The following is a 13,281-nucleotide window of genomic DNA, read 5'->3' as shown; positions in this document are numbered from 1 at the left end:
GCGCGCGGACCGGCGCGCCCGGCAGATTCATCCACGGAGAGCTCGGTGAGCATCAGGGCTCTTGCACTGGGGACGGCAGCCGCCGCAGGCGCGGTCACCTTCCTGGCTGCAGTCCTGGTGGCGTGGATGGCTGCGGCGGCCGGTGCTGGAGCGGGGATGCCCGCCAGCGCTTCCGGGGCCTGCGGCGGAGCCGTGAGCGGCGAGGTCCCACCGGAGCTCCGGCCGATCTTCCGAGATGCCGCGGCCCGGTACGAGCTCGGGCCCCGTGGCCCCTCGATCCTTGCTGGGCTGACGAGCGTCGAGTCCGGGTTCGGGCAGAACATGGGGCCGTCGAGTGCCGGTGCGATCGGGTGGACCCAGTTCCTCCCGAGCACGTGGATGGCCTACGGCGTCGACGCGAATGGCGACGGGAAGCGCGATCCGTACGACGCCGTTGACGCGATCCACAGCGCAGCGAATTACCTTCGCGCAAGCGGAGCTCCCGGCTCGTGGCGCGACGCGCTCTTCGCCTACAACCACGCTCAGTGGTACGTCGACAAAGTCCTGCGCGAAGCGGAGCGGCTGAGCGCGCCGGGAGTCGAGCCGACCTGCGAGACCGGCATCGTCACACAGGCGACGGGCTCTCGCCGGATCACCGGCGGCGGACGCATCGTCGGGATCCCGGGGATGCCGGGGGAGAGCATCGACGAACGCATCCTCCCCGACCTCCTCGCGCTCATCGCCGCGTACCGCCTCAAGGTGACCGACGGCTACGCACCGTCCGGGCACGCGGCCGATGGAGAACATCCGCTGGGTCTCGGCGTCGACCTAGTCCCAGGACCGAACGGCTCCTGGGACGACATCGACCGCCTGGCGCGCTGGGCAGAACCGCAGCAGGGCAGGCCGCGTGCGCCGTTCCGATGGGTCGGTTACGACGGCGACCGCAACCACGGTCGCGGGCATCATCTCCACCTGTCGTGGAATCACGCGCCGGCCCCTGCCCGGCGTCCACCCGCGGCGTGGGTCGACGTGTTCGGAACCGATGGCTGATCGAACGGCAGAAGACGATCCGTGGGTGGCGATCGAGATGGCTGCCGTCCTCGGCACCGCGGCCGTGACGCTCGTCGCGATTCCGTTCGCCACCCAGGTCGTCAACGCGAGGGCGGTCGCCGGCCTCAATGTCGTCTCGGCCCTGGTCAGCAGCTTGCGGATCGCGGCTGAAGGCCACTGGGCCGATCCGGCTCAGGCGTTCCCGGCCGAAGCGCGTGGGGCGATGCCAGGACCGATCGTCTGGTGGTTCATCGCTTCCACCGTGATGGTCGCTGCCTGCACCGCCGCCACGCTGACCTGGCGGCGCGTCGATGCATACGTCTCCCGGGCATCGCTCGCGCGCCGACCGTACGACGCGCGGGGGAGCCGGCAGCGGACGTGGGCCCGCCGGCGAGATCTCCGCGACGCGATCGTCCGGTCGCGCCAGCCGGGTCGCTTCACGCTCGGACGCCTCGACGGCAGGCTCATCGCCTCGCATCCTGAGTCCCACGTGGCGCTCATCGCACCAACACGGTCCGGCAAGACGACGCGGTACGTGATCCCTTGGCTGCTGGAGCACGACGGTCCGGCTGTCGTCACCAGCACGAAGCTCGATGTCGTTGAGGCAACCGCCGAGGCCCGTGCGCGCGACGACGGGCGCGTCTGGATCTGGGATCCGTTCGGTGCCGAGTCAGCGACGTGGTCTCCGCTCCGTGGCTGCGATGACTGGAGCTACGCCCTGGCTCAGGCCCAGTGGATCGCTGACGCGGCCGACGGTGGCGATTCGGAGATCGCCGCCTACTGGCGGGGTGAAGCGGCGAAATTGCTTGCGCCGTTGCTGCACGCTGCCGCCCTCGACAAGCAGACCATGTCGACCGTTCTCGCTTGGGTCGATGCGCAGGAGATCCGGAAACCGGTCGGCATCCTGAGCGATGCGGCTCGCGTGGACGCCAAGCGCCAGATCGAGGCCGTCAGCAAACTCGACGACCGCAACAAGGGGACGACCTACATGTCGGCCGGCTCCCTGCTCGCGGCGTATCGGTACCCCGAGCTCGAGCGCGCGGGGGATGAGTTCACACTCGACGAGTTTCTGAGCAAAGCCAAGTCGACGCTGTACGTCGTGGCGAGTGCTCGACATCAGCGTCTCCTCGGGCCGCTGGTCGTCGGTCTCCTGTCGTCGATCCTGCATGAGGCCGCGGACCGGACGCGGCAGCAGAAGCCGCTCGAGCGGAGCCTCCGTCTACTCCTCGACGAGACGGCGAACATCGCGCCGCTACGGGACCTGCCGAGCCACCTCTCGCAAGCGGCCGGGAACGGCGTCCGGATCGCGACCATCTGGCAGTCGCTCGCACAGATCCACGAGCGCTACCCACGAGGGGCGGACGGTGTCCTCGCCAACAGCACGACGAAGCTCTTCTTGGGACCGGTGACCGATGAGAAGACGCGCCGGTTCGTCCAAGGGCTGATCGGCGAAGAGCCCAAAGTCACGACGTCGAAGACTGTTGCCGGCGCATTCGGCGATGCCGCGCGCGCGTCGCGGACACGGTCTCAGCACGCCCGCAGCGCTGCCTCTGCGCCGCAGCTCCAGCAACTTGCGCGAGACCGAGCGCTGCTCGTCGAGGGCGCGCAGAAGCCGGCCACGCTGACTACGGCCGCGTGGTGGGAAGACTGGCCGACCATAGGGTCGTAGCGCGCGTCCCGAACTCGGGCGTCGGGCATACGTTGATGGGTTTTGACGGTTTTGCGTCACGGGTTACATCAGCTATTGACGTTTTTGCGTAACGCGTTACGATCATTAAGGAATGTCGAAGGTCACCGCAGATCGCTCCGTCTCCCGTAAGGTCACGCACCGCGTGCTCGCCGGCGGCGAGCGCGCTTGGTCGGTCTCGGACTTCGACGACCTTGGTACGCCGGACGCGATCAACAGCGCTCTGCGCCGCCTTGTCGAGGACGAGCAGCTGCGACGCGTGCGGCGCGGCGTCTACTGGCGTGGGCGCGAAAGCAAGTTCGGGATGACGCCCACCCCGGGGCATGCCGTCGTCCGCGAGGTCCTCGGCGACCAGGGAGGCCATCGGCGCAGCCGAGTGGAGCGCCACCAACGCACTGGGCCTGTCCACCCAGGTCCCGCGGCAGCTGACGCTTGCGATTTCCACGCGTTCGCCGCGTAACCTGCCGCGCGACGTCAAGGTGGTGCGCCGCGACGCGCGCCGCGGCCGACGCACGTTGGGGCTCAATGAGGCCGAGGTCACGCTGCTGGAGGCCCTGGACGCATGGGACCGCTATGTCGAGGTTCCCGCCGACGAGGCGCTGGACTGCTTCGCCCGCGCGCTGCGCTCGCGCGAGGTCCGCCTCGACCGGGTCGTTCGCGCGAGCGCGACCGAGCCGCCCGCGGTGCGCGAGCGCCTGCGCGCGGTCTTGCAGTACGCCGGGCACACTCATGCGGCCGGGCGGGTTCCGCGCGCCCGCGACAAGCGAACCGCCGACAAGGCGCTGCGGGTCCTGGTTGGATGACGCTGCTGCGCGAGAACTTCGACGACTTCGACGGCGCCGTCGGCCTGGCGGCGGAGCGCACGGGCTACCAGCCCATCTTCATCGAGAAGGACTACTGGGTCTGCCAGGTCCTGCGGGTGCTCTGCGGGCCGGAAGGGTACGGGGCGGACGTCGTCTTCAAGGGCGGCACATCCGTGTCGAAGGGGTACGCGCTGATCGACCGGTTCTCCGAGGACGTCGACATCCTCGTGCAGAAGACCGAGGCCCAGAGTCGCAAAGAGTGCGAGCTGCTGCTCGAGCAGATGTCCGCGCTGGTGGCTGGACGGCTCGGCTTGGATCGGCACGAGGCGCGGCCGCCCGGTCGCGGCAAATGGCCCCACCGCGCCGACATCTTGAGCTACCCCTCCAGGCTGGAGGCGCCGGCTATCGAGGGCGTCATCGCCGGCGGCGTGCAGTTGGAAACCGGCTACGCCGGCGGTGAGTGGCCAAGCCAGGGTGTGGAGATTGCGCCGCTGCTCATGCAGGCCGAGGAGGTCGCTGACGAAAGCTACGAGGACCTCGAGTCGTTCCGAGTCCGGGCGCTGCTGCCCGTTCGAACCCTGCTGGAGAAGCTCTCGGTGCTGCACCACGTCGGCGCGCAGTTCGTCGACGCGTCGACCGCCAACGACGGCCGTTTCGGTCGCCACTACTACGACGTATTCCAGATCCTCGGGTACGCCGACACGCTGGCGCGCCTGGCCGACCGCGAGGCCTTCGTGGGCGTCGTCGAGGACGTGCGCCGGATCAGCTCCAACCACTACGGCGGCTCGACCCCTCGGCCTGACGGTGGCTACGCCGACAGCCCCGCGTTCGCGGCACCCCCTGGCTCCGACCTGCGCGACTACCTCGAAGACAACTACGAGCGCGCCCGGGCGCTTGCCGCGCGTGACGCGGTCTGGCCGAGCCTCGGCGCGATCCTCAAGCGCGTCGCCGAATATCGCGATCTGCTCTGAGTGATCGAGCTATTGGCGCGCGGGATCTCCGACCCGAACGCTCAGGGCGAAGTCGTGCAACTGGAAGCCTTCTGAGAGCACCTCGTTCAGCCGTTCCCACAGCGGGAAGCTGCCGAGGATCGCATCGCAGTGAACGCAGCCGTTGCTCATGTACCGACCCCGGGTGCGTGACCGTCGCAGCTTGATCGGCCCGATCCCGCCGACGCGAAGGACCTCGGGATCGAGCACGTTCGCGAGCGCTTCGGCGACGTCGTCGAACTCACGGAACACGGTGCCCGTAGAACGTGGGGCGAGGACCCCGACGATGCCGCGCGTGACGCCTCCGCAGCGGTAGCACTGCTCGGGAATCGCGACGACCTGGATGGTGTTGGGAAGCATGCTCTCGATAGGCGGCGCCGCGAAGAACTCGCCCCCCTACATCCCAAGGTCAGGACCAGCATCGACTCGCGAAGTTATGTCCGGCGCGTCGACCTCGGGCAAGTCAGCGGTATGAGCGTCCGCCAGGTCGAGACCACGCAGCTCGAGCTCGGCCGCGAACGAGCCATGCCGCCCGAGCGCCTCGTCGACATCGGCCAGGAGCTCAACGCCCCGGCCTCGCCACTCCGAGGTGATCGCCTGCTGTCGCTCCAGCGCCTCGCCAAGAGCGGCCCGCGCTGCCCGCTTCCGCCGCGGGGTCGACTCGAGTTCTGCCGCGAGCTCGCGCTGACGTGCGTCGGCCTCGGCGAGTAGCGCGGCTATCCGATCACGCTCCTCGCTAGCCCGTCGCAGGTCGCGCTCCGCAGCGCGCAGATCGCCGAATGTCCCGACCGGACGTTCGCTCTCGTCGATCTCCTGACCCTTGGTCGAGTCGAGCGCGAGCTGCTTGCGTCGCGAGGGCTTGAGCGCAGCGTTGAGGTCTTCGATGAGCGGGTCCGGATCGGGCTCGACACCGGGGAGGGTGGGCTCGGGTCGACCGAGCGAGACCGTGTAGTAGCGAGCTTCGATGCGATGGCGACTAAGCGCGGTGTAGCCCCACTCGCGGTAGAGGTCGTCCGAGCCGAGGACGAAGGACTTGTCGACGGTGGCGCCCTGCGCGGCATGGGCGGTGAGCGCGTAGCCGTGATCGAGGTGGCCGGCGTCGAGGTACCCGGCATCGAGCTTCACGGTGTCGCCGCCGGCCACGTCCACGAGGACGGCGCGGCGGTCCGGGTCGACGTCCACCACGACCCCGCGCGCGCCGTTGACGATGTCGAGCCGACGGTCGTTGCGCTTGGCAAGGACGCGATCCCCGACGGCGAAGTCGCGGTCGTGCGCGGTCACCTCGGCGTCCCCGAGGCGACCGTCGGCAAGCATGAGCTGCCGCGCGCGGTGGTTGAGATCGGCGACGTCGGTGCGGCGGTGGGCGATCATCACCGTGTCCAGCTGAGGGTCGCGGGCGGCGATCCACCAGTCGGAGACGAGCGAGCGCCGGGTGGTCTCGGCGGTGGCACTCGAGACGATCCGACCGTGGTCCCGGTACGCCTCGGCCCACTCCTCGATCCGCCCGCTCCGAAGGTGCGCCAGAGCCTCTCGGTCCCACTCGCTCTGTTGCCGCATGACGGTCCGCAGCTGCAGCGCGCCGATCCGCTTGGCGATGCCGCTGAGCCCGCCGCCGGCGTCGATCTCCGGGAGCTGATGGTCGTCACCGACGAGGACGAGCTTCGCGTCGGCGCGCTCGGCGGCGGCGGCGAGAGCGGCGAGCTGGCGGGAGCCGACCATGCCCGCCTCGTCGACGACGAGGACGCCGCCCTTCGGCACGCCGTGGCCCTGCGCAATCTGCCGCTGGAGGCGGGCGACGGTGTCGCTGCGGATGCCCGACTGCGACTGCAGCTCGACGGCCGCCCGGGCAGAGAGCGCGCAGCCGACGACGGGCACGCCGCTCTCGGACCACGCCTCGCGCGCAGCGTCGAGCGCGAACGTCTTGCCGGTGCCGGCTGCGGCACGGACAACCTGGACGCCGTCCCCGGAACGGGTGAGCCCGCGGATGACCACCGCCTGCTCCTGGGTCAGTGTCGGTCGGCCGTCGATCGCGTCTTCGACGGCCTCCGGTCGAGCGCGCGCCACGCCCGCCGAGCGCCTTCGGTGGCTGCCGTCGACGAGCTCGCGCTCGATGGCGAGCATCTCCCGTGTGGAGTACCGGCTACCACCGGCCGGGGTGGCAGCCTGCGCGGGGAGGGGGACAGCCGCGTCGGACGCGAGCCAGACGTCGGTGAGCCGCTCGAGCTGCTCGACCGACGCTCCCGAGCGGTGCTCGGTCGCCCAGTCGCGCAGGACATCGCGCCTGTCGAAAGTGCTCGCGTTCCTCGTCACGCCGTGCGGACTGGCGAGCCGCTCTGCGGCTTCGAGGAGAGGACGGGGAGAGTCGTCCTGCGGCCGAGCCTGACCCAACACCGCGTCGATCTCATCGCGTCCAAAGCCGAGCTCTGCCGCACGCGCCCGCCAGACCTGATGCAGTCGGTCGGGCGCCACGGAATAGTCCTTTCGCTTCCGCGTCTCGAGTACGGCGAGCTCACGCGCACGGCGCCCTCGGCTGCCGACCTCGTTGAGGTGCTCCTCGACCTCGTGCGATCGCTGCGAGAAGTGCAGCAGGACGCCTGGGTCGACACCGCGGATCTCGGCCATGCCGTTCTCGACCGCGAGCCACTCCACGCCGAGATCGCGGGTGAGCTGCTCGCGCAGGGCTGCCTGGTAGAGGTATCCGGCAGTCTTCGCGTGGGCGTAGAGCATCCGGCCGTCGAGCGTCGACCAGGTGCCCTCCGCCTTGCCTGCGTTCGCGACGACGGTGTGCGTGTGGAGCTGCGGGTCGCCGGCACGTGACGAGCGATGACGGAACGCAGCAGCGATGACACCAGAAGCCGGAAGCACGCGCTTCCCGCCGGCTCCGCGACGGACCTGGCAAGCCTCGCGCTCGAGGTATCCGAGGGCCTGGCGGACGGCCACGTCGTGTGCGTCGCGGGCGAGGAGGGACACCCGCTCGTCGCCGACGCCGTAGAGAAGCGAGACGGACTTCGGCGCGCTGAAGGTGAGGTCGTATCCGTCGACGGTGACCTTCGCGGTCGTGGGCCGCAGGGACGTCTTCTGATCCGGCGTCGTGCCTTCAATGATCGCCGTGAACTTGTCGGGCTCGACCGTGCCGCTGAGACCAAGTTCGCCGGCGCCCGTCCCGATCCAGGACCCGGGTGCTTCACCGCTCCCGGTGTAGTAATCGTCCTGCCCGTGGGCGACGGATTCGATGTAGTACTGCTCCTTGCCGGCGGCGAGTTTTCCAATCGACAGCACACTTACTTAGTCGCGCGAGAGGCCGTCTACTCCCCCCTGGATTGAGCCCGCACTCAAGGGAGTGCAACTGTATGCCGGTCCAGTTGCTCCTTGGTGCGGAGGCTGGACAGGGTCGTGGTCAGGCGAGGTCGTGACCGTGCTGGCGAAGTGTGGACCGGGCCTTGACGAGCTGCTTGTTGACGGCGGTCAGGGAGAAGCCGGTGGCCCTGGCGATCTCGGTGTAGCTGTGGCCGGCGATGAGCAGGGCGAGGCACTGGCGTCGTCGCTGCGGAAGGCTCGCGGCCGTGGAGAGGAGGTCGCGAAACGCCACCTGCTCGTCGATGTCCGGCGCGGCGCCGAGGTGCCCCGTATCGGCGCGCGACGTCTCGCGGCTGACGGTCGAGCGGTCCTGGGCGACGAGCCGCCAGGCCTCCCGAGTCGCGACCTGCACCAGCCACGGGAACACCGTGTCGCGGTCGGGGCCGTACCGCAGCAGCTGCATCCACGCGTAGCTGCAGGCGTCCTCCACGAGCGTGTGGTCGCCGCCGCGGACGCGGGTGCGGACGACACGATGGAGGTGGTCGGCGTGCTGGCGGTAGAGGGCGGTCTCGTCACCGCGTAGCGCGGTCATGACGTGCCTCCCGCGTTGAGCGCCTCGTAGAACGCGATGAGGTCGCGCATCTGGGCGATGGCCTGGTGGCCGTGCTCGCCCGCGGCGCTGAGGAGGTCAAGGACCTCGGGGGTGGTGCAGTTCGCGCGGCGGGTGACGTAGTCGCCCAAGAGCTGCGCGAGCGCCCGGTCGGCCTCGTCGGCGGCGAGGCGCTCGGCGGGGTCGGGGTAGTCGAGCGGGCTCATGCGGCCACCTGCTCGTCGTCGTCCAGCGGGGTGTCCGGGTAGACGCGGCGGGTGTCCATGGGGATGAGGCCGCTGAGCTCGGTCTGGGCGAGGTAGTCCATGACGACGCCGCGCAGCTCCTCGACGTCGAGGAGGTCGGCTTCCACGAGGTAGGAGTCGCCCTCGCCCGGGGTTGCGGGGAGGTCGTTGAGGCGGTAGCCGCGGTGCGTGCGCGAGGCCTCGAGCACGCGGTGCTCGCCGGCGTCGGTGGTGTAGGTGGCGACCTGGACGACGTCGAGCGGGCTCATGCGTTGCGCTCCTTCCAGGCGGCCGTGCTGCCGTGGCCTTCGAGCTCGTGGTCGCGCACGCGCGCCGCGCCTCCGCGGGTCTGCATGTCGCGCTGGACGTTGCGGATCTCCCGGGTGCGGTCCGACCTGGAGTCGGGCGTGCGGGCCTTGAGCTGTGCGATCAGCTGGGAGGCTTCGGCCTTGGTTGTGGGGGGCGTGAAGCTCACGCCTCTGCTGGTGGCCAGCTGGCGCAGGTAGCGCTGCTGCTTTGGGGTTGGGGGCGGCCCGTCCTTCCGGCCTGCCGCTGGGTGGTGGTTGGTCATGGCCGCTGGCACGCGCCCGAGCCGACGGGTGTCAAGCCCCGGTCCGTCAGGACTCGCCGTAGGCGACTCCGCGGGGCTTGACACCCATAGGCGGAGGGTGCTCGCCTGAAGGACAGGACCGACCACCACCCAGCGACCGGCGCTTGTCCTCCTCTTCGATCCCCGAACTACCTCAAACCGTTGTTTTGACTCGGTTCTCGGTACCTTCAAGCGATGGGAACGGAGACCCTGAGGTTCACGACGTACGCCGGGAGCTATGTCCACGGCCTTGACGGAGGCGAGCGCACGCAGCTCACCTGCACCACGTCGGGACCTGACGGCGCGACCACGGGGACGGTCCTGGCATCAGGTCCTCGTTCGATCCTTGACTGGGAGACAACCGCCGACAAGGCGACCATCGCGACCGCAGTTCTCGGCCACTGGGTCGGTCGCCCGCCCAGCCAGGCGGACCTGCACGAGTTCCTCGACGAGATCGCGGGGGACTGGGTCGCCGGCCAGCCATGGCAGCTGACCGGCGAGCAACTCGAGCGGGCCGGCTTCCAGCCCTGACGGCGGCTACGCGGCCGCGACCAGCGGTGCGCCGGGCGGGTCGCCGACGCAGTCCTCGATGCGCTTGGCGATCTGGTCGACCCAGGCGGCGCAGCGCTCCACGACTTCCATCGGCGTCCGCTCACTCCAGGACGTGAGGTACGGGATCGAGTAGTCGCTGGTGTCCAGCCCTATCGACCCGCACACCGTGTAGGCGACGGACTCCACGACGAGCTCTTCCTGGGAGTAGGTCAGCTCGACCTCGCCCTTCTCGATCGACCAGCGCATCAGCGCGTGCCCGAGCTCGTGGATCATCGTCTTGACCTGGTGGTTCACCGAGTTCGCCTCGTTGAGCGAGATGACGCGCAGCTCGGGCATGAAGCACCCGCCGGTGCCGTCGGGCATCCGCTCGATCACGACGCCGCAGCCGAGTTCGCCGGCCAGCGCGCACAGCCGCGGGAACGCCCAACCGAGTGAGTCGCCCTCGGGCTCGATGATCGGCGGGTCCAGGGGCACCGGCTCGGCCGGCGGCGGGAGCGGCGTGACCTGGGAGCGGTCGAACACCGGCCCCAGCCGGAAGCGGACCCGCGGCTTGTCGTTCGCGGCCCCGCCCGCCTCGAGCCACTCGGCGATCTGCGCTTTGGCCGGCGGCATTGGGACCCACACGCGGATCGCGCGCTCACCCTTCGCCACGCAATAGCCAAGTCGCAGCCACGCGCGGAACCCCGCGACCCGCGATGCCTCCGGCATCTGGAACGCGATCAAAATCTGGTTCGAGAGCGAGTAGCGGTGGAAGTGCCGGCGCAACCCCAGCCACCGCTGCCACCCCTCGCTCGACCGCAACGCCTCTACCGCCTCCTGCGCCCGCTGACGGTCTGCCTCGCGGCGAGCCTGGCGCTGCTCCTCCGTCTCCTTGGACGGGCCCTTCTTTGTACTCGTCGACATCCGACGCCTCCGATGAATCTCGGTGGCCCCGCCCGATGCGGGACCGATCCCCGAAGACCAAGCACGGCAGGGATGCCGTGCCACGATCAGCGGGATCGATCCGCGGCGGGCGAGGCAGACAGACGCCTTCGGCCGGGGCGGGTTACGGCGATAAGAAGTCCGGGCCCTGTGCAGAGTTTAAGTCCGGTAGCGCCGATTCGTCGCGAACTTTCAGCCCGGCGACGAGGGGCTTCGTACTACCGGCTCCCCGGAGCTCGGCCTGCCTCAGGCTGGGCGAACGTCTCGATGACGGCGCGGACGCCGTCCATGCCTGCGAACGCTGGCGGCCAGAGAAGGGTGTGCTCGTAGACGCCCTGCCAGCGTTCTGCGTAGCGGGCGCGGACCTCGTCGGGGGTGCCGGCGAGGGTGATGGCGTCGATCATCTCGTCGGGGACGGCTTGGACGGCGGCGGCGAAGTCGCCGCCGATCCACTTCTCGCGGATCCGTTCGGCGTGGTCCTCCCATCCGTGGTGGCGGTGGACGACGCGGTACGTCTTGACGGTGGAGTTGAAGGCGACGGTCGCGCGCGCTGCCTGCCGTGCGGCGTCGCGGTCCTCGTTGACGCTGCAGGTGAGGTATCCGGCGATGGGGAGTTCGACGTCCCGGCCGGCGTGTTCGGCGCCGGCGGCGAGCGCGGGACGGGCGATGTCGCGGACGTACTCGGCGGTGAACAGCGGGTGGCCGACGAGCCCGTCGCCGACGCGGCCGGCGGCGCGGATCATCCGCGGGTTGACGCCGGCGAGGTAGATCGGCAGGTCTGTCCGCGGGGGCGGCCCGACGGGGAGCGTCGGCTTGACGTGCAGGCGGTAGAACCGACCGTCGTGGGCGATCGGTCCCTCGTTGAGCCGCAGCAGGCGGCGCAGCAGCGGCACGAGCTCCTCCATGCGGGGCGCCGGGTGCTCGCCGTCGAGGCCGTGCCAGTCCTGCTGCATGCGGCGGGTGCCGGTACCGAGGCCGAGGATCAGGCGCTTGCCGGTGAGCTCGTCGAGGTCACGCGCCTCGGCGGCCCAGACGAGCGGGGTTCGTCCGAAGCCGTAGGCGATCGCGCTGCCGAGGGTGATGTTTCGGGTCGCGGCGGCCATGGCCGCCAGGGAGACGGTCGCGGAGCGGTCGTAGAACTCGGTGGTCCACGCTCCGGCGAATCCGGCGTCTTCGGCAAGCGCGGCGGACTCGGCGATGTCGCGGAGCCCCCCACCACCGGTGATCAACAGTGACGGAGCGGCGTCGAAGCCTGGCTCAGGCATCGCGGACCTCCCCGCCCCACCCTTGCCAGCTCTCGGGCAGCGGCTGACCGGAGGCCTCCCAGTGCGAGACGTCGACGTGGATGAAGAGCGCGCGGGCCTCGGCCACCAGGGCGTCTCCGTCCCGGATCTCGCCGCGCATGTGGAGCTTGCGCCCGTCGATCTTCTCGCACCATCCTTCGAGCGTGAGCGTGCGTCCCAGCAGCGCGGGGCCGCGGAAGTCGACGGTGATCGTCGCGGTCACGGCGGGGCGGTCGAGCGGGATGAGGACCTGGCCGAGCAGGTCGTCCATGATCGCCGCGATGGCGCCGCCGTGGGCGTAGCCGGGGGCGCCGCTGTGGCGTTCGTCGAGGCGGACCTCGCCGTGGACGCGTTCGCCCTCGAACCAGACGGAAACGCCGAGGCTGTTCGGGTTCGCCGGTCCGCAGGCCATGCACATCGGGTCGTGGCTGCGGGCGGGAGCGCTGCTCCCCGCCGAGTCATCGCTGACGGCTCGAAGAGTTCGAAGGCCGCGTTCCTGGGGTGACATAGCATCGAGCCTAGCGAAAAGTAACCGAATGGTACAAAAAACCCGACCAGGCGGTACGCTCCGCTCGATGGGAGCTCGACCCGCGTACCACAGAGCACGACGATGATCTGCATCACCGCCTGGTCGGTCCGGCGGCCCTGGCACGCCCTGGGGATCTGGGCGACGGTGACCATTGCGTTGGTAGCGCTCGGCACCCAGCTGACCGGGCATCTCGCGTCGACCTCGATCGAGGTTCCGGGGTCCGGCAGCGCGCGGGCCGCGGCGGTCGACGAGCGCGCGTTCGGGGAGCGCACTGAGGTACCGGTGCTCCTCACGGGCCCCCGGGCGGGGCTCGCCGAGCAGCGTGACGAGCTGATGGCGGCGCTCGCAGCGCTTACGGATGTCGACGTGTCCGCCGTTCCGGCACGGCACCTGCCGCGGTCCGCTGACGGTGGGCTGCAGTCAGAGCTCGTCGTCGCGCGCGTCCCCTCACTGCAGAGCTTCGACGGCAAGGCGGCCGACCGGATCCGCGCGGTGGTCGACCGGACCGTGACAGCGCCGGTGACCGCGTCGGTCACCGGGTTCTCCGCGATCGGCGGCGCGGTCTCGGAGGAGTCCGTCAAGGCGGCCCACGACGCCGAGCTCATCGCGATCCCGATCCTGCTGATCGTCCTGCTCCTCGTATTCCGCTCGCCCGTCGCGGCCGGCATCCCCGCCATCCTGGGCCTGGCGACCGTTGCCTCCGCCTACGGGCTGGTCGACCTCGTAGCCCGCTCCAGGGACATCACCGACGTCGCGACCCCCTGACAT

Annotated in this window: 15 protein-coding genes; 6 read left to right on the top strand and 9 right to left on the bottom strand. The window is 70.1% G+C overall.

What is annotated here, in order from left to right; translation table 11 throughout:
• The first annotated feature begins 126 nt into the window (after positions 1-126).
• From GKE82_RS05570 to GKE82_RS05555, 4 genes are all read left to right on the top strand, one after another.
• Positions 127-1,029 (top strand): lytic transglycosylase domain-containing protein, encoded by a 903-nt coding sequence (locus tag GKE82_RS05570; protein ID WP_154735027.1) that lies wholly within the window; start codon positions 127-129, stop codon positions 1,027-1,029.
• Positions 1,030-1,054: 25 nt separating this feature from the next.
• A complete protein-coding gene (locus GKE82_RS05565; protein WP_196189071.1) occupies positions 1,055-2,698 on the top strand; it encodes a type IV secretory system conjugative DNA transfer family protein in 1,644 nt (547 codons plus the stop codon).
• Positions 2,699-3,039: 341 nt separating this feature from the next.
• On the top strand, positions 3,040-3,519 hold the full coding sequence (locus tag GKE82_RS26790; protein WP_196189070.1) for a hypothetical protein: 480 nt from the start codon (positions 3,040-3,042) through the stop codon (positions 3,517-3,519).
• The gene (locus tag GKE82_RS05555; RefSeq protein WP_196189069.1) at positions 3,516-4,490 is read left to right on the top strand and encodes a nucleotidyl transferase AbiEii/AbiGii toxin family protein; all 975 of its coding nucleotides are present in this window, start codon (positions 3,516-3,518) and stop codon (positions 4,488-4,490) included. The genes GKE82_RS26790 and GKE82_RS05555 overlap by 4 nt, the downstream gene beginning before the upstream one ends.
• A 9-nt stretch (positions 4,491-4,499) precedes the next feature.
• Here GKE82_RS05555 and GKE82_RS05550 read toward each other — a convergent pair whose 3' ends face one another.
• From GKE82_RS05550 to GKE82_RS05525, 6 genes are all read right to left on the bottom strand, one after another.
• Positions 4,500-4,868, bottom strand: a complete 369-nt coding sequence (locus GKE82_RS05550) for a hypothetical protein (RefSeq protein ID WP_154732621.1) — start codon at positions 4,866-4,868, stop codon at positions 4,500-4,502.
• A 36-nt stretch (positions 4,869-4,904) separates the two neighbouring features.
• A complete protein-coding gene (mobF, locus tag GKE82_RS05545) occupies positions 4,905-7,787 on the bottom strand; it encodes a MobF family relaxase (protein WP_154732620.1) in 2,883 nt (960 codons plus the stop codon).
• 118 nt (positions 7,788-7,905) lie between these two features.
• Positions 7,906-8,397, bottom strand: coding sequence for an RNA polymerase sigma factor (locus GKE82_RS05540; RefSeq protein WP_154732619.1), 492 nt, complete (start codon positions 8,395-8,397; stop codon positions 7,906-7,908).
• On the bottom strand, positions 8,394-8,621 hold the full coding sequence (locus tag GKE82_RS05535) for a hypothetical protein (RefSeq protein ID WP_154732618.1): 228 nt from the start codon (positions 8,619-8,621) through the stop codon (positions 8,394-8,396). Before GKE82_RS05535 ends, GKE82_RS05540 begins: the two co-directional genes overlap by 4 nt.
• On the bottom strand, positions 8,618-8,908 hold the full coding sequence (locus GKE82_RS05530; RefSeq protein ID WP_154732617.1) for a hypothetical protein: 291 nt from the start codon (positions 8,906-8,908) through the stop codon (positions 8,618-8,620). Before GKE82_RS05530 ends, GKE82_RS05535 begins: the two co-directional genes overlap by 4 nt.
• Positions 8,905-9,114 carry a hypothetical protein gene (locus GKE82_RS05525; RefSeq protein WP_230316101.1) on the bottom strand — a complete coding sequence of 70 codons (210 nt, stop codon included), beginning with the start codon at positions 9,112-9,114 and terminating at the stop codon, positions 8,905-8,907. The genes GKE82_RS05530 and GKE82_RS05525 overlap by 4 nt, the downstream gene beginning before the upstream one ends.
• A 309-nt stretch (positions 9,115-9,423) precedes the next feature.
• On the opposite strand from GKE82_RS05525, the gene GKE82_RS05520 reads away from it, so the two are divergent.
• Positions 9,424-9,759 (top strand): hypothetical protein, encoded by a 336-nt coding sequence (locus GKE82_RS05520; protein ID WP_154732615.1) that lies wholly within the window; start codon positions 9,424-9,426, stop codon positions 9,757-9,759.
• A 6-nt stretch (positions 9,760-9,765) separates the two neighbouring features.
• On the opposite strand, the gene GKE82_RS05515 is transcribed toward GKE82_RS05520, so the two are convergent.
• The 3 genes from GKE82_RS05515 to GKE82_RS05505 all read right to left on the bottom strand — a co-directional run bounded on the left by GKE82_RS05515 (position 9,766) and on the right by GKE82_RS05505 (position 12,396).
• Complete coding sequence (locus tag GKE82_RS05515) at positions 9,766-10,683, bottom strand: ArdC-like ssDNA-binding domain-containing protein (RefSeq protein ID WP_154732614.1); 918 nt, start codon at positions 10,681-10,683, stop codon at positions 9,766-9,768.
• 236 nt (positions 10,684-10,919) lie between these two features.
• Positions 10,920-11,966, bottom strand: coding sequence for an LLM class flavin-dependent oxidoreductase (locus tag GKE82_RS05510; protein WP_154732613.1), 1,047 nt, complete (start codon positions 11,964-11,966; stop codon positions 10,920-10,922).
• Positions 11,959-12,396 carry a PaaI family thioesterase gene (locus GKE82_RS05505; RefSeq protein ID WP_230316100.1) on the bottom strand — a complete coding sequence of 146 codons (438 nt, stop codon included), beginning with the start codon at positions 12,394-12,396 and terminating at the stop codon, positions 11,959-11,961. Before GKE82_RS05505 ends, GKE82_RS05510 begins: the two co-directional genes overlap by 8 nt.
• A 198-nt stretch (positions 12,397-12,594) precedes the next feature.
• Between GKE82_RS05505 and GKE82_RS29765 the strand changes: the two genes are divergently transcribed.
• Positions 12,595-13,278: an MMPL family transporter gene (locus tag GKE82_RS29765; protein ID WP_154732611.1), complete on the top strand. Its 684-nt coding sequence runs from the start codon at positions 12,595-12,597 to the stop codon at positions 13,276-13,278.
• The last annotated feature ends 3 nt before the right edge of the window (positions 13,279-13,281 follow it).

This window comes from Conexibacter sp. W3-3-2 (assembly GCF_009707605.1).
Classification (GTDB): Bacteria; Actinomycetota; Thermoleophilia; order Solirubrobacterales; family Solirubrobacteraceae; genus Paraconexibacter; species Paraconexibacter algicola.
The sequence above is the reverse complement of the archived record's forward strand: the minus strand, read 5'-3'. Positions and strand labels throughout refer to the sequence as shown.

Excerpts from the sequence above, each read along its gene's own strand:
- GKE82_RS05570 (WP_154735027.1), top strand. The coding sequence starts at position 127 with ATGGCTGCGGCGGCCGGTGCTGGAGCGGGGATGCCCGCCAGCGCTTCC.
- GKE82_RS05520 (WP_154732615.1), top strand. The coding sequence starts at position 9,424 with ATGGGAACGGAGACCCTGAGGTTCACGACGTACGCCGGGAGCTATGTC.
- GKE82_RS29765 (WP_154732611.1), top strand. The coding sequence starts at position 12,595 with ATGATCTGCATCACCGCCTGGTCGGTCCGGCGGCCCTGGCACGCCCTG.
- GKE82_RS26790 (WP_196189070.1), top strand. The coding sequence starts at position 3,040 with ATGCCGTCGTCCGCGAGGTCCTCGGCGACCAGGGAGGCCATCGGCGCA.
- GKE82_RS05535 (WP_154732618.1), bottom strand. The coding sequence starts at position 8,621 with ATGAGCCCGCTCGACTACCCCGACCCCGCCGAGCGCCTCGCCGCCGAC.
- GKE82_RS05540 (WP_154732619.1), bottom strand. The coding sequence starts at position 8,397 with ATGACCGCGCTACGCGGTGACGAGACCGCCCTCTACCGCCAGCACGCC.
- GKE82_RS05510 (WP_154732613.1), bottom strand. The coding sequence starts at position 11,966 with ATGCCTGAGCCAGGCTTCGACGCCGCTCCGTCACTGTTGATCACCGGT.
- GKE82_RS05515 (WP_154732614.1), bottom strand. The coding sequence starts at position 10,683 with ATGTCGACGAGTACAAAGAAGGGCCCGTCCAAGGAGACGGAGGAGCAG.
- GKE82_RS05550 (WP_154732621.1), bottom strand. The coding sequence starts at position 4,868 with ATGCTTCCCAACACCATCCAGGTCGTCGCGATTCCCGAGCAGTGCTAC.
- GKE82_RS05555 (WP_196189069.1), top strand. The coding sequence starts at position 3,516 with ATGACGCTGCTGCGCGAGAACTTCGACGACTTCGACGGCGCCGTCGGC.
- GKE82_RS05530 (WP_154732617.1), bottom strand. The coding sequence starts at position 8,908 with ATGAGCCCGCTCGACGTCGTCCAGGTCGCCACCTACACCACCGACGCC.
- GKE82_RS05505 (WP_230316100.1), bottom strand. The coding sequence starts at position 12,396 with ATGGCCTGCGGACCGGCGAACCCGAACAGCCTCGGCGTTTCCGTCTGG.